The 21,723-nt window shown below is 71.3% G+C and carries 19 protein-coding genes; 14 read left to right on the forward strand and 5 right to left on the reverse strand.

Annotated features, from left to right (window positions below; translation table 11 throughout):
* Positions 1 to 121: 121 nt before the first annotated feature.
* Positions 122 to 952 (forward strand): undecaprenyl-diphosphate phosphatase, encoded by an 831-nt coding sequence (locus tag ACFQVD_RS27690; protein ID WP_343964813.1) that lies wholly within the window; start codon positions 122 to 124, stop codon positions 950 to 952.
* A 95-nt stretch (positions 953 to 1,047) separates the two neighbouring features.
* Here ACFQVD_RS27690 and ACFQVD_RS27695 read toward each other — a convergent pair whose 3' ends face one another.
* A complete protein-coding gene (locus ACFQVD_RS27695) occupies positions 1,048 to 2,883 on the reverse strand; it encodes a helix-turn-helix domain-containing protein (protein ID WP_343964815.1) in 1,836 nt (611 codons plus the stop codon).
* A 207-nt stretch (positions 2,884 to 3,090) separates the two neighbouring features.
* On the opposite strand from ACFQVD_RS27695, the gene ACFQVD_RS27700 reads away from it, so the two are divergent.
* The 11 genes from ACFQVD_RS27700 (at position 3,091) to ACFQVD_RS27750 (ending at position 14,697) form a co-directional block, all read left to right on the forward strand.
* Entirely contained in the window at positions 3,091 to 4,086 is a 996-nt protein-coding gene (locus tag ACFQVD_RS27700) for an ABC transporter substrate-binding protein (RefSeq protein ID WP_343964817.1), read from the forward strand.
* On the forward strand, positions 4,083 to 4,937 hold the full coding sequence (locus tag ACFQVD_RS27705) for an ABC transporter permease (protein WP_343964819.1): 855 nt from the start codon (positions 4,083 to 4,085) through the stop codon (positions 4,935 to 4,937). The genes ACFQVD_RS27700 and ACFQVD_RS27705 overlap by 4 nt, the downstream gene beginning before the upstream one ends.
* A complete protein-coding gene (locus ACFQVD_RS27710) occupies positions 4,934 to 5,761 on the forward strand; it encodes an ABC transporter permease (RefSeq protein WP_343964821.1) in 828 nt (275 codons plus the stop codon). The genes ACFQVD_RS27705 and ACFQVD_RS27710 overlap by 4 nt, the downstream gene beginning before the upstream one ends.
* 29 nt (positions 5,762 to 5,790) lie before the next feature.
* Positions 5,791 to 6,528: an ABC transporter ATP-binding protein gene (locus ACFQVD_RS27715; RefSeq protein ID WP_343964823.1), complete on the forward strand. Its 738-nt coding sequence runs from the start codon at positions 5,791 to 5,793 to the stop codon at positions 6,526 to 6,528.
* Positions 6,525 to 7,541: an amidohydrolase family protein gene (locus tag ACFQVD_RS27720; protein WP_343964824.1), complete on the forward strand. Its 1,017-nt coding sequence runs from the start codon at positions 6,525 to 6,527 to the stop codon at positions 7,539 to 7,541. The genes ACFQVD_RS27715 and ACFQVD_RS27720 overlap by 4 nt, the downstream gene beginning before the upstream one ends.
* Complete coding sequence (locus tag ACFQVD_RS27725) at positions 7,534 to 8,745, forward strand: FAD binding domain-containing protein (RefSeq protein ID WP_343964826.1); 1,212 nt, start codon at positions 7,534 to 7,536, stop codon at positions 8,743 to 8,745. The genes ACFQVD_RS27720 and ACFQVD_RS27725 overlap by 8 nt, the downstream gene beginning before the upstream one ends.
* Before the next feature lie 25 nt (positions 8,746 to 8,770).
* Positions 8,771 to 9,211, forward strand: a complete 441-nt coding sequence (locus ACFQVD_RS27730; RefSeq protein WP_343964828.1) for a hypothetical protein — start codon at positions 8,771 to 8,773, stop codon at positions 9,209 to 9,211.
* Between the two features lie 164 nt (positions 9,212 to 9,375).
* Positions 9,376 to 11,961 carry an ATP-dependent helicase HrpB gene (hrpB, locus tag ACFQVD_RS27735; RefSeq protein ID WP_343964830.1) on the forward strand — a complete coding sequence of 862 codons (2,586 nt, stop codon included), beginning with the start codon at positions 9,376 to 9,378 and terminating at the stop codon, positions 11,959 to 11,961.
* 225 nt (positions 11,962 to 12,186) lie between these two features.
* The gene (locus tag ACFQVD_RS27740) at positions 12,187 to 13,038 is read left to right on the forward strand and encodes an SPFH domain-containing protein (protein ID WP_343964832.1); all 852 of its coding nucleotides are present in this window, start codon (positions 12,187 to 12,189) and stop codon (positions 13,036 to 13,038) included.
* The gene (locus ACFQVD_RS27745; protein WP_343964834.1) at positions 13,031 to 13,243 is read left to right on the forward strand and encodes a hypothetical protein; all 213 of its coding nucleotides are present in this window, start codon (positions 13,031 to 13,033) and stop codon (positions 13,241 to 13,243) included. Before ACFQVD_RS27740 ends, ACFQVD_RS27745 begins: the two co-directional genes overlap by 8 nt.
* 47 nt (positions 13,244 to 13,290) lie before the next feature.
* A complete protein-coding gene (locus ACFQVD_RS27750) occupies positions 13,291 to 14,697 on the forward strand; it encodes an amidase (protein ID WP_343964836.1) in 1,407 nt (468 codons plus the stop codon).
* 62 nt (positions 14,698 to 14,759) lie between these two features.
* On the opposite strand, the gene ACFQVD_RS27755 is transcribed toward ACFQVD_RS27750, so the two are convergent.
* From ACFQVD_RS27755 to deoC, 4 genes are read right to left on the reverse strand one after another with little or no spacing between them, the layout of a single operon-like run.
* The gene (locus ACFQVD_RS27755) at positions 14,760 to 15,716 is read right to left on the reverse strand and encodes an aldehyde dehydrogenase family protein (RefSeq protein ID WP_386272429.1); all 957 of its coding nucleotides are present in this window, start codon (positions 15,714 to 15,716) and stop codon (positions 14,760 to 14,762) included.
* Entirely contained in the window at positions 15,709 to 15,906 is a 198-nt protein-coding gene (locus tag ACFQVD_RS27760; RefSeq protein WP_343964838.1) for a hypothetical protein, read from the reverse strand. The genes ACFQVD_RS27755 and ACFQVD_RS27760 overlap by 8 nt, the downstream gene beginning before the upstream one ends.
* Positions 15,899 to 17,326, reverse strand: a complete 1,428-nt coding sequence (locus tag ACFQVD_RS27765; RefSeq protein WP_343964840.1) for an aldehyde dehydrogenase family protein — start codon at positions 17,324 to 17,326, stop codon at positions 15,899 to 15,901. The genes ACFQVD_RS27760 and ACFQVD_RS27765 overlap by 8 nt, the downstream gene beginning before the upstream one ends.
* A gap of 9 nt (positions 17,327 to 17,335) precedes the next feature.
* Complete coding sequence (deoC, locus tag ACFQVD_RS27770; RefSeq protein ID WP_343964842.1) at positions 17,336 to 18,274, reverse strand: deoxyribose-phosphate aldolase; 939 nt, start codon at positions 18,272 to 18,274, stop codon at positions 17,336 to 17,338.
* A 297-nt stretch (positions 18,275 to 18,571) separates the two neighbouring features.
* Between deoC and ACFQVD_RS27775 the strand changes: the two genes are divergently transcribed.
* Both ACFQVD_RS27775 and ACFQVD_RS27780 read left to right on the forward strand, forming a co-directional pair.
* Positions 18,572 to 18,733, forward strand: a complete 162-nt coding sequence (locus ACFQVD_RS27775) for a hypothetical protein (RefSeq protein ID WP_343964844.1) — start codon at positions 18,572 to 18,574, stop codon at positions 18,731 to 18,733.
* A 113-nt stretch (positions 18,734 to 18,846) separates the two neighbouring features.
* Entirely contained in the window at positions 18,847 to 21,717 is a 2,871-nt protein-coding gene (locus tag ACFQVD_RS27780) for a helix-turn-helix transcriptional regulator (RefSeq protein ID WP_343964846.1), read from the forward strand.
* Positions 21,718 to 21,723: the final 6 nt, after the last annotated feature.

A 21,723-nucleotide genomic window follows, 5' to 3' on the forward strand; every position in this document is an offset into this window, starting at 1 on the left:
CGGCGGGCCCGGCCGGTTCGCGGCCGATGGCACATCTCAGCCTGCGGACCGGGTCACAGCCGGCCCGTCCCTGCGCTAGCCTCGCGTACGCTACGCACGTGCTGGTACGGAAGGTGCTCAAGTGATCAGCTGGTTCGAAGCGGTGGTACTCGGACTGATCCAGGGACTGACGGAGTTTCTGCCGATCTCCTCCAGCGCCCACATCCGGGTCGCCTCGGCGTTCTTCGGCTGGGAGGACCCCGGGGCCGCGTTCACCGCGGTCATCCAGCTCGGCACCGAGGCCGCGGTGGTGATCTATTTCCGCAAGGAGATCTGGGAGATCATCTCCACCTGGACGCGTTCCCTGTGGACACCCGACCTGCGCGGCCACCACTCCGCCCGGATGGGCTGGTACGTCATCGTGGGAACCATTCCGATCGTGGTGCTCGGCCTGCTCTTCAAGGACTCCATCGAGAGCGTCTTCCGCGACCTGCGCCTGATCGGCACGACCCTGATCGTCTTCGGTCTCATCCTGTGGTTCGCCGACCGCACCGCCCGCAACAGGCTCACCCTGGAGCGGCACCTCAGCTTCACCCACGCCCTGGTCTACGGCTTCGCCCAGTCCCTCGCGCTGATTCCCGGCGTGTCACGCTCCGGCGGCACGATCAGCGCCGGGCTGCTGCTGGACTACCGCAGGGAGGAGGCCGCGAAGTACTCCTTCCTGCTGGCCATCCCGGCCGTGCTCGGCGCCGGCTTCCTGGAGCTGTCGAAGATCGGCGAAGGCCCGGCGCCCGACTGGGGCCCGACGATCCTGGCCACCGTGATCTCCTTCGTCGTGGGCTACCTGGCGGTCTCGTGGTTCCTGAAGTACATCAGCACCCACCGCTTCACCGGCTTCGTGATCTACCGGATCGCCCTCGGCGTCCTCATCATCGCCCTGGTGAGCACCGGGGTCCTTGACCCGTCGGCCTAGGCGGCCGGGGTGAATCCGGCGCGGTCCCGCCACTGTGACCCCGGGCAGGCTCCGGCGCGACCGGCGCACAGCCCCACACCGCCACCTCGGGCAGGTCACCTCCCGGCCCCGCCAAGGCGCGGCTCTCGCAGGCCGGCGATTCGAGCGACCGCCAACGAGGTCGTGATCTCCAGAAGGTCGCGCGGACGTGAGAGCTTCAGAGCGGTCAGGTCCTCGATTCGGCGCATACGCTGGAGCACGGTGTTCGGGTGAATGTGCAGCGCCTTGGCCGCCGCCCTCCTGTCCATGTCGTTCTCCAAGAGGACGTGCAGGGTGGTCACCAGGTGGGTCGAGCGCTCGCGGTCGTAGTCGAGCACCGGCCCGAGCACCCGCCGGGCGAACTGGCGTAGCCCGTCGGTGTCGCCGACCTGGAGCAGCAGGTTGTCCACGGTCAGCTCGGCGAGATGGAGGACGACCGGGTCCGACGACTCGGCGGCCAGCTCCAGTGCCCCGCGCGCCGTCCGAAAGGCGGTCCGGAGCCCCGGCAGGGTCGGCGTCGGAGCCGCCACGGCGGCGGTCACCTGTTTCACCGAGCGGGCTTTGGTGAGTGCGCCGGCCAGCCGCTCGGTCGCCCCGCGCGGCGTATCCGTCGTGCCGTCTCGCCATGTGATCTGGGCGGGCCAGAGTACGACGACCAAGCCCCGGTGCGCGGCGGCGAGCGGAAGCGGGTCCACACCCGCGAGGAAGCGGGTGGTGGTCGCGAGCGCGCGCTCAGCGGCCGGGAGTCCGGCGGCGCTGTCGGTCTCGCGTACCGCGATGGCGCTGAGGGTGTGCGGACCGGTGAGGTCGTGGCCCATGCGGCGTGCCCGTTCGATGACGGCGGCGACGTCGAGGGACTCGTCGGAGAGCAGGTCGGCGACCAGGGAGCCGCGCAGGCGTCCCTCGACGTCCGCGGCGGTGCGCTCCCGGAGCAGTTCGAGGGCCGCGACGACCGATGCGTGCTCGGTGGCGCGGACATCGAGTCCGGTGAAGGAGGCCAGCGGCCGACGGACCCAGATCCGTCCCACGACCTCGCCGTCGAGCAGAACCGCCGATACGACGAAGGTCTCGCCCTCCAGCACCGTTTCCACCAACGCCCCGTCGGTGAGGTCCAGAGATGTCGGTGGCGGCGCGTCGGTCTCAAGCGGTCGGCCGTCGCTACGTGCCAGCATCGATCCGTGGGCGTCGTCGGCGAGAACGTCGAAGCCGAGCAGATCCGCGAGCGCGGTGACGACGCCGCCGATTCCCTCGCCGCGCAGGGCGATCGCGGTGAGCTCGACGTGGATCTCCTCCGCTCGGCGAAGCATGGCGTGCTGCTTGGAGAGGGAGCTGTTGAGCTCGCGCAGTTCGCCGATGGTCGCCCGCTCCCGGGCCTGCAGTTGGGCGGTCACCAGTGCGATGGCGACCTGGGTCGCGAGGGTGCCGACGAGCTCGCGTTCGGCGCCGTCGAAGTGGTGGGGCTGCCGGCGGTAGCAGTTCAAGGTGCCGACGACCGTGCCGGCGCGGCGCAGCGGCACGGACACCAGTGCCCGGTAGCCCTGCTCCTGGGCGACGCCGCCCCATGGGCCGAACCGTGGTTCGAGGCCGATGTTCTCCAGGGCAACGATGTCGCCGGTGCGGAACGCCCGGCTGGTGGGTGCCTCGCCCTCCCGTCCGACGCCGAGCAGGATCGGGCGTTCGGCGTTGACCAGGTCGACGTACTCGGGGGAGAGCCCGTGGTAGCCGCGGATGACGAGCGCGGTGCCCTCAGGATTGGGCAGGAAGACGCCGCAGAAGTCGTAGCCCATGAGTGAGCACGCGGTCCGGGCCACCCGGTTCAGCAGGTCGCCGAGTGGCTCCTGGTGGCTGACGGCGGCGCCGATGTCAGCGATCCCGGCCAGCCAGCGCTGCAGTTCGTCATGATGCGGTCCCACGATCGAGGCGCCTCCCTCGTGTTCGAACTCACACTATAAAGCTCATAGGTGTGAACACTGGGACATTGAGGAGGTGGCTTTCGCTGGAGCATGGTTGTTCTGGCCGGTGACCGCCGTCACACGGCGCCACGACAGCAGAGTAGGGAAGCCGTGCTGTTGAACAGATGCAGAACCCGAGCACTGGCGGCTCTCCTGATGGTCGGCGCCATGTTCGTTTCGACGGCCTGCGGTGCGGGTCTGGGCGGTCCCGCCTCCTCCCGGGCGGCGCGCGACGGTGTCGTTCGGTTCACCTTCGCCCCCGACCCGATCTGGGACTACATGCACGACGAGGGGATCATCGAGAACTTCGAGAAGGAGACCGGCATCTCCATCGAGACCTCGGCGACCTGGGACGAGTTCGGTCTCTTCGCCGGCGGCCACGCCGACATCATCTCCTCGGCGTCCTTCGAAGTACCGGGACTTGAGGCGGAGACCGAGCAGGACACGGTGATCATTGGGCGCTACAACTCCGAGCGGAGCCGGCTGATGGTGCGCGCCGACGACCCGGCGAAGTCTCTCGCAGACCTCAAGGGCAGGCGGCTCGGCGTGTTCACCTCGGTCTCCGGGACCCTGGTGTGGCACGCGCTGGTGAAGAAGATGCACGGGCTCGCCGTCGCCGGCGAGAACTCCGACTTCAAGATCGTCGTCGCCGACATCCAGAACCTCTCCAACCTGCTCGTCCGCGGCGAGATCGATGCCTGCATCTGCTATCCCGATCTCTCCGCACGCGAACTGCGCGAAGGCGGCGTCCGCGCGCTGTACGACGGCAAGTCGTCCGCCGAACTGTTCGCCGACCTGGAGGCACCCGGCCACGACGGTCCCATGGGCAACGTGTTCGTCGCCCGCAAGGACTGGGTCGAGGAGCACTCCCGGGAGGTCGACGCCTTCCTGGACCTGTGGTCGCGCGGTCTCAAGGAGTGGCGTGCGCACCGCGACGAGATCATCGAGCGCTATCCGCAGCACTTCGCCGTCGAGTCCCCCCGTTATGTGGAGTTCATGAAGAGCTACGTGGCCGAACACGACTGGGTGGTCCAGGACATCCGTTTCGACAGGCAGTGGGCCGACGACGAGAGCAAGATCTTCGACCTCATGCGCGAGACCGGTGTCATCGAGGGCGATGTGCAGAACCCGAAATTCCTCCCCACGGCAGGAGACAGCCGGTGACTTCGCCGACCGCCACCACCGAACCGCCCATCACCCAGCCCGGCCGGAGCTCGCTGAACGCGTGGGTCCGCGGCCGGCGCCCACGGCCCGACGGAGCCGGAGGCTCCTCGCGGTGGCTCGTCTCGCTGGTCGCCCTGCTGGGGACACTCGCCACCTGGGCCGTGGTCGCGTGGATCATCGATGACAACATCCTGCCCACCCCGTTCAGGGTCTTCGGACGCGTCGCCGACTTCGTCGTGTCCGGTGAGGCGTTCGGCAACTTCGCCGCGAGCATTGTGAAGATCGGGATCGGCTTCGCGCTGGCGCTGGCCGTCGGTCTGCCGATCGGGTTCGTCATGGGCCGCAGCCGGTTCATGTCGACCTACTTCTCGATGCCGCTGTTCGTACTCGGCAACGTCCCCGGCCTCGCCTACGCCGTCTTCGGGCTGGTCATCTTCGGCGTGGGCGCCACCGGGCCGATCGTGGTGTCGGCCCTGGTGGCCGTCCCGTTCATCGCGATCAACGTCGCCGAGGGCGTCCGTTCCGTCGACGGCGGGCTGCTCCGTATGTGCCGGGCCTTCGATCGGCGGCCCGTCGACGTGGTGCGCCACGTCTACCTGCCCGCCATCACGGCCTTCGTGTTCGTGGGCGTCCGCTACGCCTTCGCCATGGCCTGGAAGGTCGAGGCCCTCACCGAGGTCTTCGGCGCCAACAACGGAGTCGGCTTCATGATCCGGCGCGCCTACCAGGAGTTCAAGGTCGCCGACATGCTCGCCTGGACCATGTTGTTCGTCATCGCGATGGTGCTGATCGAGCGCGGCCTCGCCCTGGTCGAGACCCGGGTGTTCGCCTGGAGGAAGGAACTCACATGACCACCGCAACCGCGCCGGAGGCGACATCTCGTCCCCTGCCGGCCGACCGGGCGGCATCCCTGTGGTCGCGACGCGGACGCTCGACGTCGTCCTCCGTGATCGCGCTCGCCACCTCGCTGCTCTCCATGCTCGCCGTCTGGCAACTCGCGGCCGAGTACGGACACCGCGTACCCTCGATCGGCGAGACATTCGGCCGGCTGGTCGACGAGGCGACCGGCGGCCACCTGTCGATCAACCTGGCCGTGAGCATGAACCGCTTCACCTTGGGCCTCGTCGCGGCGCTCATCGTCGGAACGGCCGTGGGCGTGCTGATGGGTCTGTCCCGGTTCGCCGAGCACGCCCTGGCCGACCTGACCATGGCCGCGCTCGCCGCCCCGGCGGTGATCTGGGCGCTCCTGACCACGATGTGGTTCGGCTTCGGCTGGCTCACCCCGGTCACGACGGTCTTCCTCTCGGCCCTGCCCTTCGTCGTCGTGAACATCGCCAAGGCGGTCCGGGCCGTGCCCCCCGACCTCGTGCTCATGGCCCGCTCGTTCGGTGTCGGCCGGCCCCACGTCCTTCGTCACATCGTGGCTCCGGCGGTCGCCGGCTCGACGGTCGCGGCGGTGCGCTTCGCGATCATGAGCGCCTGGAACGGCCTGCTCCTCGCCGAGTGGTTCGGCTCGACCTCCGGCGTCGGCTGGCGCTCCCGCTACTGGTACGACGCCAACCAGCTCGACGGCTTCCTCGCCTGGGTCGTCATCTTCATCGTCTTCCTGGTCCTCGCCGACCAGATCGTCCTCGGCCCGATCGAGCGCTTCGTCACCCGCTGGCGCACCGCCTGAGCAGCACGTCCCTTCTCGAAAGGAAACCCATGGCCTCCATCGAAATCGACGGCCTGGTGAAGGAATACCAGAACCGTCAGGGCAGGCAGACGCGCGTGCTCGACGGGATCGACCTCACCATCAGCGGCGAGACCTTCGTCTCCGTCGTCGGTCCCTCCGGCAGCGGCAAGACGACCCTGCTCAACATCGTCTCCGGAATCGAGAGCCTCAGCGGCGGCTCGGTCCGCCTACGCGCCGGTGACCGCGACGCCAGGATCGGCTACGTGTTCCAGGACCCACGGCTGCTGCCCTGGCGCACCGTCACGCAGAACCTCAAGTTCGTCCAGCGCGACCGCTCCGGCTGGGAGCAGCGCGCCCAGCACTACCTCGACCTGGTCGGCCTCGGCCACCTCGGCGACCGCTACCCGGCCCAGCTCTCCGGCGGTCAGCAGCAACGCATCGGCATCGCCCGGGCCTTCTCCGTCGAGCCGGACATCCTGCTCATGGACGAGCCGTTCAGTCACCTCGACGCGATGACCTCACGCTCCCTGCGCGAACACCTGGAGCGCATCTGGCTTGAGTCGCAGCGCACGGTCATGTTCGTCACCCACGACGTCACCGAAGCGGTCCAGCTCTCCGACCGGATCGTCGTCCTGGCGCCGGGCGGCCGGATCCACGAGACCATCGAGGTGGACCTCCCTCGTCCACGCCGCGCCTCCGACCCGGCCGTCGCCATGCTCCAGGCCGAGGTGCTCGCCCGCTTCGAGGCACTTGAGGCGGCGGCGTGACGACCTTCGATCCCGGCCCTCCCGCGGTGCGGCGGGGCGTCATCGACGTCCACGCCCACTGGCTGCCCCAGGAACTGTTCGACCTTCCGCCGGGCTCGCCGGTCCCGCCGCTGAACGCGCGAGGCGAGGAGCTGTACCTCGGCGACACCTCCCTGTCCATCGCGGCCTCGGCGATGAGCGACCCCGACCGGGTGCTCGCCGAGACCGATCGCGCCGGACTGGGCGCCCGGGTACTGTCCGCTCCGCCGTTCGCGTTCCCCGTGGTCCCCGACACCGGCGTGGGCGAATACGTCGGCCACTTCAACGAGGCCCTCACCCGCCTGTGCCGCGACAGCCAAGGTCGGTTGTTCGGACTGGGCCTGGTCTCCCTGCACGACCCGACCGCGGCCCGTGCCGAGATGAAGGCGATCGCCGGGTCGGCGGTCGTCCGCGGCGTCGCGGTTCCCCCGCTGGTCGACGCCACCTCCTTCGACGAGGGCCCGCTCCACGAGATCGCCCGCATCGCCGCCGAGCTGGACCTGGCCGTTCTGGTACACCCCATGCAGCTGCCACGGCCCGAGTGGAGGTCGTACTACCTCGCCAACCTGATCGGGAACCCCACGGAGACGGCGACGGCCGTCGCCTCCTGTGTGCTCGGCGGAGTCACGGAGACACTTCCGTCACTGCGCATCTGCTTCGTCCACGGCGGAGGATGCGCGCCCGCGCTCCTGGGCCGGTGGCGACACGGCTGGGAGCGGCGCGCCGACGCCGGGGCCGGCACCGGCCGAACGCCGCACGAGGGCTTCCGCGACCTGTGGTTCGACACGCTCACCCACGACGGACCCGCGCTGCGGCTGCTGCGCTCCAAGGCGGATCCCGACCGGCTGTTGTGCGGCAGCGACTACCCCTTCGACATGGGCGTGGACCGTCCACAGGACCTGCCGATCTCGGAAGGCATCGGCGCCGAGGCCATGGAGGCCGCCGCCCGCCGCTTCCTCGACCTGCCCGAACTCGGGAGCGACAACGATGTATGAGACGAACGGCCACTCCCCCTACTCCGGCCGGCGGGCACTGGTCGTCGGCGGCTCGATCGGCGGCCTCACGTCCGCGCTGCTGCTGCGTCGCCTGGGCTTCGACGTGTCCGTCTTCGAGCGCACGCCGACCAGCCTGGACGGCCGGGGCGGGGGCATCGTGCTGCAGCCCGACACGCTGCGCTGGTTCGCCGAGTGCAGCGAGCAGCACCCCGAGCAGGTCAGCACCGCGACCCGGTACGTCCAGTACCTCGGCGCCGGCAACAGGGTCCTGCACCGCGACCCCACGCCGTGGCGGTACACGTCCTGGGGCACGTTCTACCGGGCACTGCTCGCCGATTTCGGCACCGAGCGGTATCACCTCGGGGAGTACGCCGCCGGCTTCGACCAGGACGGCGACGGCGTCGAGGTCCGTTTCGTCTCCGGGCGCCGTGAGCGAGCCGATCTCGTGGTTTTCGCGGACGGGATCGGCTCCGCGAGCCGCAGCCGGATCTCACCCGGCAGCGCCCTGGAGTACTCCGGCTACGTCGGCTGGCGCGGCACCGTGCAGGAGTCCGAGGTCTCGCCCGAGACCTTCGAGCTCCTGCACGACTCGATCAGCTTCAACGTGGCGCCGTACACCCACATCAACATCTACCCGATCCCCTCGGACGAGGGCGGGCTGACGGTGGGAAACCGGCTGCTCAACTACGTCTGGTACCGCAACGTCGCCGAGGGCGCCGACCTTGAGGAGATGATGACCGACAAGCGCGGCTTCCTCGGCAAGGTGTCGGTGCACCCGGGCCAGGTGCAGGACCGGTTCGTCGAGGAGATGCGCGAGGTGGCCGGCACGGTGCTGGCGCCCGCCGCGGCCGAGGTGGTGCGGCGCACCGAGCAGCCCTACCTTCAGGCGGTCTACGACGTCGGCGTCGAGCGCATGGCCGTCGGCCGGGTGGCGCTGATCGGCGACGCGGCCAGCGCCGCGCGCCCGCACGCCGCGGCCGGTACGGCGAAGGCCGCCGCGAACGCCTGGGCCCTGTACGACGCCCTGAGCGAGGCCGACGGCGCCATCCCCGCCGCTCTGGCGAAATGGGAGCCGGGCCAGCTCGAACTCGGCCAGCGCCTGCTGCGCCGGGTCAAGGAGATGGGCACCCGCTCGCAGGTCGACTGCACCTGGGTACCCGGCGATCCTGACCTGCGATTCGGCCTCTACGGCCCGGGCCAGTGACCACGACGTACGAGAGGAAACCCCAATGAGCACCACGCCGGCATTCCTGACCGACGCCCCCTTGGTAGGCACCGTCGTCGCCACGGATTTCGCGGGTTGGTCCGACGCGCTTCGCGAGGAGTTCGAGACCCACGCCTACGACCCGCACGTCGGCTCGCGGCTACTCAGCGAGAACGACCGCGTCCGGGTGTGGGAGATCCGCCTCGAACCCGGGGAACGGTGGCACGCGCACCGGCACGTCCTCGACTACTTCTGGACCGCCGTCAACGCGGGCCGCAGCCGCCAGCACACCGCTGACGGCACTACCCGCGAGGTGTCCTACGACGCCGGCGAGACCCGACACTTCACCTTCGGCGATGGAGAGTTCCTCCTGCACGACATCGAGAACGTCGGCGACGGCGTCCTCGTCTTCACCACTGTCGAGCACCTCGACTCGGCCAACTCGCCGCTGCCACTATCAGGCTGAGGACCCCCGGGGACGCAGGCGGCGCCAAAGCGTCATGATCGGCCTCGGCTACCTGTTGCGTCGACCTCAGGACCGATGCCCGGCGAGGCTCGGTCCAGGCGCCCGGGGTGTCGCTCACCCGAGGGCGCGTCCCGTGGCGGGGCGGGCTCGTGGACACTGGACGGGTGCGTTCCGACTGGTCCGGCCTGCCCGTCCGCCACGCCCTGCCCGAGTTGCTCGCGGCGCTGGGTGAGCGGGGCGTCGCCGTGCTCACCGCGCCCCCGGGCACCGGCAAGACCACGCTCGTCCCGCTCGCGCTGGCCGGGCTCCTCGACGGCCCGGCGCCGAAGCGGGTGATCGTCGCCGAGCCGAGACGGATGGCGGTGCGGGCGGCGGCCAGGCGAATGGCCTGGCTGCTGGAGTCGGAGGTGGGCGCGGAGGTCGGGTTCTCCGTCCGCGGCGAGCGCAGGGCCGGTGCGAGGACGGTCGTCGAGGTCGTCACCACGGGGGTCCTCCTGCAGCGACTCCAGCGCGACCCCGACCTCGAAGGCGTGGACACGGTCCTGCTGGACGAGTGCCACGAGCGCCACCTGGACGCCGACACCGCGCTGGCCTTCCTGCTCGACGTCCGCGCCACGCTCCGCCCCGACCTGCGGATCGTCGCCACCTCCGCCACCGCCGACGCCGCCCCCTGGGCCCGCCTCCTCGGCTCGGGCGACCCCGCGCCGATCGTGCACGCGTCCGGCACCGCGTATCCCGTCACGCCCGTCTGGGTTCCGCCCTCGGGGAACGTCGCGCCGCCGCACGGCACGCGGGTGGACCCGGCGTTCCTGGCCCATGTCGCAGCCGTCGTACGGCGCGCGCTGGCAGAGCACGAGGGGGACGTGCTCTGCTTCCTGCCGGGCGTCGGCGAGATCGGCCGGGTGGCCGCGATGCTTCCCGGCGTCGACGTCCTCCAGGTGCACGGTCAGGCCCCGGCCCGGGTCCAGGACGCGGTTCTCTCCCCCGGTGAGGGGCGCAGAGTGGTTCTCGCCACCTCGGTCGCCGAGTCGAGCCTGACCGTGCCCGGCGTACGGGTGGTGGTCGACTCCGGCCTGGCCAGGGAACCCCGTACCGACCACGCCCGCGGCCTCGGCTCGCTCACCACGGTCCGCGCGTCCCGGGCCTCGGCCACCCAGCGGGCGGGGCGGGCGGGCCGCGAGGCACCGGGCGTGGTCTACCGCTGCTGGTCACGGGCCGAGCACGAGCGGCTGCCCGAGCACGCGCGGCCCGAGATCGCACTCGCCGACCTGACCGGCTTCGCCCTCCAGGCCGCCTGCTGGGGCGACCCCGCCGCCACCGGCCTGGCCCTGCTCGACCCGCCCCCGGCCGCCGCGATGGACGCCGCCCGCCGCACCCTGCACGCCCTGGGCGCCCTGGACTCCCCTGACACGCCGGGGCCCACCGTGGGCCGGGTGACCGAGCGGGGACGGCGGATGGCCGGGGCCGGTGTCCATCCGCGCCTGGCGCGGGCCCTGATCGACGCCGGAACCGATCCCCTGGCCGGCACCGGGGCCGACGCGAGGTCCCGGGTCGCCGAGGTCGTGGCGCTGCTGTCGGAGCAGTTGCCCAGGGACGCGAGTGACGACCTGGTGGCGGTCTGGCGCTCCGCGCGCCGGGGCGGGGACGGCTTCTCCGCCCGGTGGCGTCAGGAGGCCGGGCGCCTGGCCCGCGCCGTCCCCGGCCCCGACCGGCGTCAGGGACGGCCGCTGCCCGCCGGCGTCACACCCCGGCGTGGCGGTCCGGCCCAGGGCGGCAGGACGGTCTGGGACGACGACGCGGTGGCCGGGATCGTCGTGGCGCTGGCCTATCCCGAGCGGGTGGCGCGGCGCCGGGGCGGGTCGTACCTGATGGCCTCGGGAACGGCCGCCGAGTTGCCGCGCGGGTCGCGGCTGGGGACGGCGGAGTGGCTGGCCGTCGCGGTCGCGGACCGGCCCGCCGGGGCGGCGTCCGCCAGGATCAGGCAGGCGGTGGTGATCGACGAGGAGATCGCCAAGCTCGCCGCGGCCCCCCTGTACGGCTCGGCCGAGGAGATCGTCTGGCGCGTACCGCCGGGAGAGCGGCGTGGCGATGTGTCGGCCCGCCGGGTGGAACGGCTGGGCGCGATCGAGCTGGCCGACAGCGCGCTCCGCGACGCCGACGTACGGCCCGCCGTCCTGGAGGGTCTGCGCACCGAGGGCCTGTCGGTCCTGCGCTGGACGCCCGAGGCCGTGGCCCTGCGCGAACGCCTGGCCTTCTGCCGGCGCACGCTCGGCGACCCCTGGCCCGCGACGGACGACGACGCGCTGATCGAGGCGGCCGACCGCTGGCTGGAGCCCGAGCTGTCGCGGGCCCGTCGCCGGTCCGACCTGGAGCGCCTCGACGTGGTCTCCGCGCTGCACCGCCTGGTCCCGTGGAACGCCCGGCTGGCGGAGACGGCCCCGGAACGGGTCGAGGTGCCGAGCGGGTCACGGATCAGGATCGACTACTCGGGCGAGCAGCCGGTACTGGCGGCCAAGCTGCAGGAGCTGTTCGGCTGGGCCGAGACCCCGCGCGTCGCGGGGGTCCCGCTGGTGATCCACCTGCTCTCCCCCGCGGGCCGTCCCGCCGCGGTCACCGCCGACCTGGCCTCGTTCTGGCGCGAGGGCTACCGCGCGGTCCGCGCCGAGCTCCGCGGCCGTTATCCCCGGCATCCCTGGCCGGACGACCCCATGTCGGCCACCGCCACCCGCCGCACCAACCCGCGACGCTGACACAGCGCCGACACGGGGCCGACACGGGGCCGGCTCCGGGCTCCGCGCACCTCCCCCACCGGCCCGGGAGCCATGCCCGGCGCACGCCTCCTCACCTCCCGTACCGGCCGGGCGATCATGCCCGGTCCCCGGCGGCAAGGCCGGAGACCTCACCCTGCGACCGGCGCGCGGCCGGCTTTTGTGAGCTATCGTAGTGATATCACTTCGATAGCAAAGGTGGCGTACATGGAACGACGTGCTTTCCGGGTGAGCGGATTCGGCGTCCTGATCGGGCTCCTGGCGCTCGGGGCCGTCCTGGCCTGGGCCGGGTGGACGGCGGGGGAAACGTGGCTGATCGTCGCGGCGATCGTGTGGGGGATCGTCGCGGCGGTCATGGCCACCGGGTTCACGGTGATCAATCCGAACGAGGCGAAGGTCGTGCAGTTCTTCGGCCGCTACATCGGGACGGTGAACCAGGCCGGGTTCCAGTGGGTGCTGCCGTTCACCAGCAAGGCGCGCGTCACCCTCCGGGTGCGCAACTTCGAGACGACCAAGCTCAAGGTGAACGACGCCGACGGCAACCCCGTGGAGATCGCCGCCGTCGTCGTCTACAAGGTCGCCGACACCGCCAAGGCGACGTTCTCCGTGGACGACTACGAGCAGTACGTGGCGATCCAGTCCGAGGCCGCCGTCAGGCACCTGGCCACCAGCCACCCGTACGACGCCCACGAGGAGGGCCGTACCAGCCTGCGCGACGGCGCCGAGGTGGCCGCCGAACTCACCACCGAGCTGAGCGACCGCACCCAGCTCGCCGGGGTGGAGGTGCTGGAGGCGCGGATCACCCACCTCGCCTATGCTCCGGAGATCGCCCAGGCGATGCTGGTCCGGCAGCAGGCCGCCCAGGTGGTCGCGGCGCGCACCCACATCGTCGCCGGCGCGGTCGGCATGGTTCAGCTCGCACTGACCAAGCTGCGGGAGGATGAGGTGGTGGAACTCGACGAGGAGCGCAAGGCGCAGATGGTCTCCAACCTGCTGGTCGTCCTCTGCGGTGACAAGGCGACGCAGCCGGTGGTCAACGCCGGCAGCCTCTATGGCTGAGCGCAAGAAGATCCTGCTGAGGCTCGACCCGGCCGTCTACGAGGTGATCGCCAAATGGGCGGCCGACGACCTGCGAAGTGTCAACGCCCAGTTGGAGTACGCACTCCGCCTGGCACTCAAGGCGGCGGGGCGCGAGCCCCGGCGGGGCGAGCGGAACGACAGCGAGCGGAACGACACCGATGAGCCGGACAAGTCACCTGATTGAGACGTGGAACGCTTCCCCTGGCGGACTCGCCGGACCACACTCGGTTCATGTCGTGGGTGGGAAGTTCCGCAGTGGAGATCGCGGAGGCCGTGCGACGGGGGAAGGTCACCGCGCCCATGGTCGTCGAGGAGCATCTCGACGCCATCGCCGAGCGTGACGGGCGCGTCGGGGCGTTCCGCACGGTCCTCGCCGAGCGGGCGCTGGCCGAGGCGCGGGCGCTACAGGAGCGGGCGGACCTGTCCGGGCTGCCGCTCGCCGGGGTGCCGATCGCGATCAAGGACAATGTGCCGATCAGGGGCGAGGCGTCCCGCAACGGTTCCGCGGCGACACCGGAGGCGCCCGCGGACGAGGACCATCCCGTGGTGGCCAGGCTCAGGGCCGCGGGCGCGGTGGTCGTCGGCATCACCAACGTGCCGGAGCTCTGCCTGGTCGGATTCTCCGACAGCGTGTACGGCGTGACGCGTAACCCGTGGGACCTCGGGCGCACCCCCGGCGGGTCGTCGGGCGGGAGCGCGGCCGCCGTGGCGGCGGGCATGGTCCCGCTGGCCCACGGCAACGACGGGCTGGGCTCGCTGCGCATCCCGGCCGCCTGCTGCGGCCTGGTCTCGATCAAGCCGGGTCACGGGGTGGTCCCGCCGCCCGAGCACGACTGGTACGGGATGTCGGAGAACGGCCCGCTGGCCACCACCGTGGCCGATCTCGCCCTCGCCCTGGCCGTGATGGCGGACGACATGTCGCTGGCGACGCCCGGCGAGAGCGAGGCACTCGGTGTGGACAGCGCCATCGACGACTACCCGGGCGGGCTGACCCTGTCGGAACCGCTGAGGCTGCGGATCACGGTCGCCCCGATGCCGCTGCCCTCCGGGCTCTCGGTGGACGCCGAGTTCCAGCGGGCGGTGACCGGGGCGGCGGAGGTGCTGGGCGCCGCGGGGCACACCGTGGTGGAACACCCCCGGCGGATGCCCTTCGGGGTCGGCGCGGCCGCTGTCGCCACCTGGTTCGCGTGCGCCAGGGACGACGTGGACGGCCTCGATCCGCGCGGTCTCGAACGGCGCACCAGGTCCCTGGCGAGAGCCGGGCGGCTGCTCGCCAGGTTCGGGGCGGACGGCACGGCGGGCCGTGACCGCTGGCGCGCGTACGGCGCCGACCAGTGGTTCGGCAACGCCGACGTGCTCGTCACACCGACGCTCGCCGCCCTGCCACCGGCCGCCGAGCGCTGGGGCCGGCGCGGGCTCCTGGCGAACGCCCGCGCCAACCTGACGTACGCGCCCGCCACCGCGGCCTGGAACATGGCCGGCTGGCCCGCCATGACCGTCCCGTACGGCCGGCACTCCAGTGGCATGCCGATCGGCGTCCAGCTCGTCGCCGCCCCGGGGGGTGAGGCGCAGCTCCTGGCCCTGGCCGGCCAGCTGGAGGCCGCCCGCCCCTGGACCCGCCACGCCCTGCCCGCCTGATCGTCTTTCCGTCCGTACGGGGCCCGCCCGCGGGAGAGACCCCGCGGGCGGCCCCGTACGGGTCAGACGCCGGTGGGGTGCCAGACCGTCTTCGTCTCCAGGAAGGCGGTCATCCGCCCGGTGCCCGGGTCCGCGAACCAGTCGGTCTCGGCGGGGCGGAGGACCCGCTTGAGGTTCTCCGCCGCCGCCTCCTCGCACGCGACCGCCACCGCCCTGTCGGTGACCCCGGCCAGGTCGAGGGCGTTGACGTCCATGTGCGCGGCCAGATGGGGGGCGATCTCGGCGACGGAGCCGGTGAGGATGTTGACCACCCCACCGGGCAGGTCCGAGGTGGCGAGCACCTCGGCCAGGGTGATCGCGGGTAGCGGGGCGCGCTCGCTCGCGATCACCACGCAGGTGTTGCCGGTGACGATCACCGGGGCGATCACCGAGACGAGCCCGAGCAGCGGCTTGTCGGGGGCGACCACCGCGACCACGCCGGTCGGCTCCGGCGAGGAGATGTTGAAGTAGGGACCGGCGACGGGGTTGGCGGACCCGGCGACCGCGGCGATCTTGTCGGACCACCCGGCGTACCAGACCAGCCGGTCGACGCTCGCGTCCACGACCTCCCGCGCGTTCTTCGTCCCGGACTCGGCCAGCTCGGCGATGAACTGGGCCCGCCGACTCTCCAGCATCTCGGCGACGCGGTAGAGAACCTGTCCCCGGTTGTACGCGGTGGCACCCGACCAGCCGCCGAAGGCCTTGCGCGCGGCCGTCACCGCGTCGCGGGCGTCCTTGCGGGAGGCCTTGGCGGCGTTGGCGAGGAAGTCGCCGCTGGAGGAGGTCACCGGGTAGGACCTTCCGCTCTCGGAGCGCGGGAACGCCCCGCCGATGTACAGCTTGTACGTCTTGCGCACGGCGAGCCGTGCGGGCCGACGCCCGTCCCCGGGGCCCGGGGCCTGCTCGATGGCCTGCTCGATGGCCTGCTCGGTGGCCTGTTTGGCCGCCCGCGCCCGGCCCGGCTTCTCCGCCTTACTCATTTCCCAGCCCTCTCCACGAGCTCTCCTGCTGCGCCAGCCGGGCCGGCACGAAGATCTGACCGCAGCGGCTCACGCCGCACCGGTGGGCGAACCAGCCACGCAGCACCGGCCGCCCCGCGCGGGCGAAGCCGTGACCCCGGGTGCTCTGGGCACGGCGGCGGCGGCGCCTGAGGCGCTGATGCTCACACATCGAGGTACGCCTCCAGCCCGTGTCGTCCGCCCTCTCGCCCGTATCCCGACTCCTTGTAGCCGCCGAACGGCGAGGTGGGGTCGAACCGGTTGAAGGTGTTGGCCCAGACGACGCCGGCGCGGAGCCTGCTCGCCATCCACAGGATGCGCGACCCCTTCTCCGTCCACACACCCGCCGAGAGGCCGAACGGGGTGTTGTTGGCCTTCTCCACCGCCTCGGCCGGGGTGCGGAAGGTCAGCACGGACAGCACGGGACCGAAGACCTCCTCGCGGGCGATCCGGTGTGACTGGGCGACACCGGTGAAGATGGTCGGCGGGAACCAGAACCCCTTGTCGGGCAGCGAGCAGGCCGGGGACCAGCGCTCGGCGCCCTCCGCCTCCCCCAGGTCCGACAGCTCGCGGATCTTGGCGAGCTGGGCCGCGGAGTTGATCGCGCCGATGTCGGTGTTCTTGTCCAGCGGGTCGCCCAGCCTGAGCGTGCCGAGCCGCCGCTTCAGCGCGTCGAGCAGTTCCGTCTCGATCGACTCCTGCACCAGCAGCCGGGAGCCCGCGCAGCAGACGTGGCCCTGGTTGAAGAAGATCCCGTTGACGATGCCCTCGACCGCCTGGTCCAGCGCGGCGTCCTCGAACACGATGTTCGCGGCCTTGCCGCCCAGCTCCAGGGTGACCTTCTTGCCGGAGCCCGCGACCGACCTGGCGATCCGGCGGCCGACCTCGGTGGAGCCGGTGAAGGCCACCTTGTCGACGCCGGGGTGGTCGACCAGGGCGGCGCCGGTCTGTCCGGCACCGGTCACGATGTTGACCACGCCGGGCGGCAGGTCGGCCTGCGCGCAGATCTCCGCGAACAGCAGCGCGGTCAGCGGGGTGGTCTCGGCGGGCTTGAGGACCACGGTGTTACCGCAGGCCAGGGCAGGGGCGATCTTCCAGGCGAGCATGAGTAGCGGGAAGTTCCACGGGATGACCTGGCCGGCCACCCCGAGCGGGCGCGGACCGGCACCGTACCCGGCGTATTCCAGCTTGTCCGCCCAGCCCGCGTAGTAGAAGAAGTGGGCCGCCACCAGGGGCAGGTCCACGTCGCGGGACTCGCGGATGGGCTTGCCGTTGTCCAGGGACTCCAGCACGGCCAGCTCGCGCGAGCGCTCCTGGATGATCCGCGCGATCCTGAAGAGGTACTTGGCCCTTTCCGAGCCGGGCAGCGCCGACCAGACGCCGAACGCCTTGCGGGCGGCCGAGACCGCCCGATCGACATCGGCCTCCGTCGCCCAGGCGACCTCCGCCAGGACCTCCTCGGATGCCGGGTTGACGGTCTTGTGAAGATCCCCGCCCTGGGAGTCGACCCACTCACCGTCGATGAACAGACCGTAGGACGGCCTGATGTCGACGACGTCACGCGACTCGGGCGCCGGTGCGTACTCAAACATGTGAACGCCTTAGTCGAGGGTGAAGTAGTCGGGACCCGCGTACCTGCCGGTGGCCATCTTCTGGCGCTGCATCAGCAGGTCGTTGAGGAGTGTGGAGGCGCCGAGCCGGAACCAGTCGGGGCTGAGCCAGCCCTCGCCGACGGTCTCGTTGACCAGGACGAGCATCTTGATCGCGTCCTTGGTGGTCCGGATGCCGCCCGCGGGCTTCACCCCGACCTTCCGGCCGCTCACGGCCAGGAAGTCGCGGACCGCCTCCAGCATGATCAGCGTCACCGGAAGGGTCGCGGCGGGCTGCACCTTTCCGGTGGAGGTCTTGATGAAGTCGCCCCCGGCCAGCATGGCCAGCCAGGACGCGCGGCGCACGTTGTCGTACGTGGACAGCTCGCCGGTCTCCAGGATCACCTTCAGGTGAGCGGCGCCGCAGGCGGCCTTGATCGCGACGATCTCCTCGAAGACCTTGACGTAGTCACCCGCGAGGAACGCGCCCCTGTCGATGACCATGTCGATCTCGTCGGCTCCGGCCGCCACCGCGAAGACGGTGTCGGCGACCTTGACGTCGAGCGAGGAGCGTCCGCTGGGGAAGGCGGTCGCGACGCTGGCCACCTTGACGCCGGTGCCCTTCAGCGCCGTCGCGGCCTCGGCGACCAGGTCGGGGTAGACGCACACCGCGGCCACCCTGGGTACCGAGGGATCGGCCGGGTCGGGGTGGAGGGCCTTGGCGCACATCGCGCGGACCTTACCCGGGGTGTCGGCTCCCTCCAGGGTCGTCAGGTCCACCATGCCGATGGCGAGATCGATGGCCTGGGCCTTGGCGGTCGTCTTGATGGATCGGGTGCCGAGCATCGCGGCGCGCTGGTCGGCGCCTACGCGATCGACACCGGGCAGACCGTGCAGGAAGGTTCGCAGCGTGGCGTTGGACGTGGCCACGTCCGCGAGCGAGGTAGTCATAGTTGACACCTCCCCAGCATGCCCACTGGTGTGATTAGTTCCAAACTGGACCTTGCACAGCCCTCCCGTCGGTTTTCGTCAACATCCGCCGGGTCCAGGCTCTCCGCGTCGCACGGGGCCGCCCACTGAGGCGGCCCGCAGTCGTCCGGTGTGTTCTAGGTAGGGCCTAGGCAGGGGCCTAAGTAGGGGTGGGGCGCCGGGCGGCCCGGAGATAGGACATCCTCCCGATGTGGGACCGGGGGCCTTAGGACGAATCTTGAGTGTGTCAGGAAGGCACCACATTCAGGAAGGAACCCCATGGGTCCCGAACTTCAGCTCCAGTTGATCACCCAGAGGACCGCCGAGCTCCGCCAGCAGGCCGACAGCCACCGCCTCGCCCGCGAGGCCCAGCAGGCCGGTAAGGCCCGCCCGGGCGGCAAGCTCCGCAGGAGCCTCCTCGGCAAGATCATTCCAGCATGACCACGCCCCGAGAGCCCGGCCGCCTCCCCTCGCCCGGCCGGGCCTCTCTGCCTCCGTAGCGGATCGGTTTCACCGAGCGAAAAATAGGAGGAGTGCTACCTGTAAGGCGTGACATGCTGGCAGACATGGTCGGTCGGGCGGTAAGCCCCGTCTTCGTAGGACGGGAGGCGGAGCTTGCGGATCTGACCGAGGCGTTCGAACAGACGCGGAAGAACGCGGCGACGACGGTGCTGCTCGGCGGCGAGGCCGGCGTCGGCAAGTCACGGCTGATCGGGTGTTTCGCGGAACGGGCCTCGGCCGACAGCGCCCACGTGCTCAACGGGGGCTGCGTGGAGCTGTCGACCGAGGGCCTCGCCTACGCGCCGTTCACCGCGGCGATCCGCCAGCTCGTCCGCGAGTGCGGTGCCGAGGAGGTCGCGGCGCTGCTCCCCGAGGGAGCGGCACGCGACCTGGCCCGGCTACTGCCCGAGTTCGGTGAGCCGAGCGGCGACACGGAGAGCGACACCGCCCGGGCCCGGCTCTTCGAGCAGGTTCTCACCCTGCTGGAACGGCTCGCCGAAAGGCGGCCGGTGATCCTCCTCATCGAGGACGTGCACTGGGCCGACAGCTCCAGCCGCGACCTGATCGCCTTCCTCAGCCGGAACCTTCGCGCCGCACCCGTGCTGATGATCCTCACCTACCGCTCCGACGAGCTCCACCGCCAGCACCCGCTCAGGCCGGTGCTGGCCGAGCTCGGCCGACTGGACGGGGTCCTCCGGATGGACCTGCCCCGGCTCACCCTGCCGGAGGTGGCGGCCCAGATGGCCGGCATCCTCGGCACCGCTCCCGACTTCGTCCAGGTGAACAGGGTTTTCCAGCGCAGCGAGGGCATCCCGCTCTTCGTCGAGGCGCTGATGGAGTGCGGCGGCGACTGCGTCTTCCCCGACTCCCTGCACGACCTGATCATCGGCTCCGTCGAGCGGCTCCCCGAGGAGACCCAGCGGGTGTTGCGCATCGCCGCGGCCGGTGGCATCCGGGTGGGCCACGCCCTGCTCGCCGCGGTCAGCGGCCTGTCCGACGTCGACCTCGACGACGCGCTGCGCACCGCGATCGCGGCCAACGTGCTGCAGGTCACCGACGGCCACGCCTATGTCTTCCGGCACGCGCTGATCCGCGAGGCCGTGCACGACGAACTCCTGCCTGGTGAGCACGTACGGCTGCACGCCCGCTTCGCCGAGGAGATCGGCGGCGACCGCACGCTCGTCCCGCCCGGCCGGGCCGCCATCGAGATCGCCCACCACTGGCACTCCGCCAGAAACGACCTCTGGGCCCTCATCTCCGCCTGGGAGGCTGCGGGCAAGGCCGCGAAGACCTTCGCCTACAACGAGATGATGCAGCTGCTTGAGCGGGTGCTCACGCTGTGGAGCAAGGTTCCCGACGCCGCCGAGCGCATCGGTGTCGACCACACCACGGTCCTGGAGCGCGCCGCGGAGGCCGCCGGCGCGTGCGGTGAGGTCGGCAGGGGCGGCAAGTTCGTCAAGGCCGCACTGGACGAACTCGACGAGCGGGCCGAGCCGGCACGGGTGGCGAACCTGCTCGTACACGGGTCGCAGTTCAAGAAGGCCAAGCGGGCGCCGGGAGTGCTCGGCGATCTCCGCTACGCCGAGCGGCTGGTCCCCGAGCCGGGGCTGGACCGCGCCGAGGTGCTGTCCAAGCTCGGTTCGTACCTGATGTTCAGCGGCGAGTTGGACGAGGGGACGGCGCTCACCGAGGAGGCGGTGCGGATCGTGCGCGAGCACGGCGAGGAGCCGCTGGAGGCCGATCTGCTGCTCAACCTCGCGCTGGGCGACTCGCTCGCGGGACGCATCGACGCCACGGTCCGGCTCAACACGAGAGCCCAGGCGATCGGCGAGCGCGTCGGTTCCGGCGACATCGTGCTGCGCGCCCTCGCCAACAACGTGGACGCGCTGAACAACATGGGCCGCTCCACCGAGGCGATCGAGCTGGCGCTCGAAGGGGAGCGGCTGGCCAGGAAGTACGGCCTCTACCGGGTCCAGGGCACGTTCATCGCCAACAACCGGGCCGAGGCGCTGGACGCGCTGGGCAGGTTCGAGGAGGCGGCCCAGCTGGCCGAGGAGGCCCTGGGCATGGGTCCCATCCTGCGCACCCGCCACCACCTGCGGCGGATCCGCGCCGACGTGGCGGTCGCCCGGGGCGAGACGGACGTGCTCAGGTCCGTCCTGAACGAGGTGGGCGCCTTCGACGCCACCTCGGAGGAGTTCACCCAGGAACTGACCGCCAACTCCCGGCTCCTGATCGGCCTGCACCTGCTCGACGGGGAGCCGCCGGCCGTGCTGGATGTCGCCGAGCGGGTCGTCCTGGAGACACGGATCATGGGCAAGCCCATGCTGGGCTGGCGGATGCTCGACCTGCTCGGAGGGGTCTGCGAGACGATCGGGGCGTTCGCCCCCGAACGGGTGGCGGCACTGCGCGCCCGCGTCGAGGCGGCGGCGGCCACGATGACCGTGGACAGCCCCGTCTCCGAGGCCTACCGGCTCGGTGTCGCCCGCGACCACGACGCCGCGGCCGCGGCCTGGGAACGGCTGGGCCGCCCTCTCCCGCAGGCGAGGTCACTGCTGCACGCCGGACGGGCGGCGGCCGGCGCGGGCGATCGCGACGGTGCCGCCGACCGGCTGCGCGCCGCCCATCCGATCGCCGTGGCGATCTCCGCCCGGCCGCTGGCGGGCGAGATCTCCTCGCTCGCCCGCCGGGTGGGGATCTCCCTCACCGACCGGACGGGGAGCGAGGAGCAGTTGCTGACCCCGCGCGAACTGGAGGTGCTCCGGCTGGTCGCCCAGGGGCGGTCCAACCGCGAGGTCGCCGCCGAGCTGTTCATCTCGGCCAAGACGGTGAGCGTGCACGTCTCCAACATCCTCGGCAAGCTGGGCGTCTCCAGCCGGGGCGAGGCCACCGCGGCCGCCCACCGCCTCGCCCTGATCGGCTGATCTCCT

The organism is Streptosporangium amethystogenes subsp. fukuiense (assembly GCF_042665875.1).
GTDB classification, from domain to species: Bacteria; Actinomycetota; Actinomycetes; order Streptosporangiales; family Streptosporangiaceae; genus Streptosporangium; species Streptosporangium fukuiense.

Bases quoted from the DNA above. Each gene is read 5' to 3' on its own strand.
- ACFQVD_RS27760 (WP_343964838.1), bottom strand. From the start codon at position 15,906: ATGTGTGAGCATCAGCGCCTCAGGCGCCGCCGCCGCCGTGCCCAGAGC.
- ACFQVD_RS27725 (WP_343964826.1), top strand. From the start codon at position 7,534: ATGTATGAGACGAACGGCCACTCCCCCTACTCCGGCCGGCGGGCACTG.
- ACFQVD_RS27775 (WP_343964844.1), top strand. From the start codon at position 18,572: ATGGGTCCCGAACTTCAGCTCCAGTTGATCACCCAGAGGACCGCCGAG.
- deoC (WP_343964842.1), bottom strand. From the start codon at position 18,274: ATGACTACCTCGCTCGCGGACGTGGCCACGTCCAACGCCACGCTGCGA.
- ACFQVD_RS27765 (WP_343964840.1), bottom strand. From the start codon at position 17,326: ATGTTTGAGTACGCACCGGCGCCCGAGTCGCGTGACGTCGTCGACATC.
- ACFQVD_RS27745 (WP_343964834.1), top strand. From the start codon at position 13,031: ATGGCTGAGCGCAAGAAGATCCTGCTGAGGCTCGACCCGGCCGTCTAC.
- ACFQVD_RS27700 (WP_343964817.1), top strand. From the start codon at position 3,091: ATGTTCGTTTCGACGGCCTGCGGTGCGGGTCTGGGCGGTCCCGCCTCC.
- ACFQVD_RS27755 (WP_386272429.1), bottom strand. From the start codon at position 15,716: ATGAGTAAGGCGGAGAAGCCGGGCCGGGCGCGGGCGGCCAAACAGGCC.
- ACFQVD_RS27750 (WP_343964836.1), top strand. From the start codon at position 13,291: ATGTCGTGGGTGGGAAGTTCCGCAGTGGAGATCGCGGAGGCCGTGCGA.
- ACFQVD_RS27730 (WP_343964828.1), top strand. From the start codon at position 8,771: ATGAGCACCACGCCGGCATTCCTGACCGACGCCCCCTTGGTAGGCACC.
- ACFQVD_RS27780 (WP_343964846.1), top strand. From the start codon at position 18,847: ATGCTGGCAGACATGGTCGGTCGGGCGGTAAGCCCCGTCTTCGTAGGA.
- ACFQVD_RS27710 (WP_343964821.1), top strand. From the start codon at position 4,934: ATGACCACCGCAACCGCGCCGGAGGCGACATCTCGTCCCCTGCCGGCC.
- ACFQVD_RS27715 (WP_343964823.1), top strand. From the start codon at position 5,791: ATGGCCTCCATCGAAATCGACGGCCTGGTGAAGGAATACCAGAACCGT.
- ACFQVD_RS27740 (WP_343964832.1), top strand. From the start codon at position 12,187: ATGGAACGACGTGCTTTCCGGGTGAGCGGATTCGGCGTCCTGATCGGG.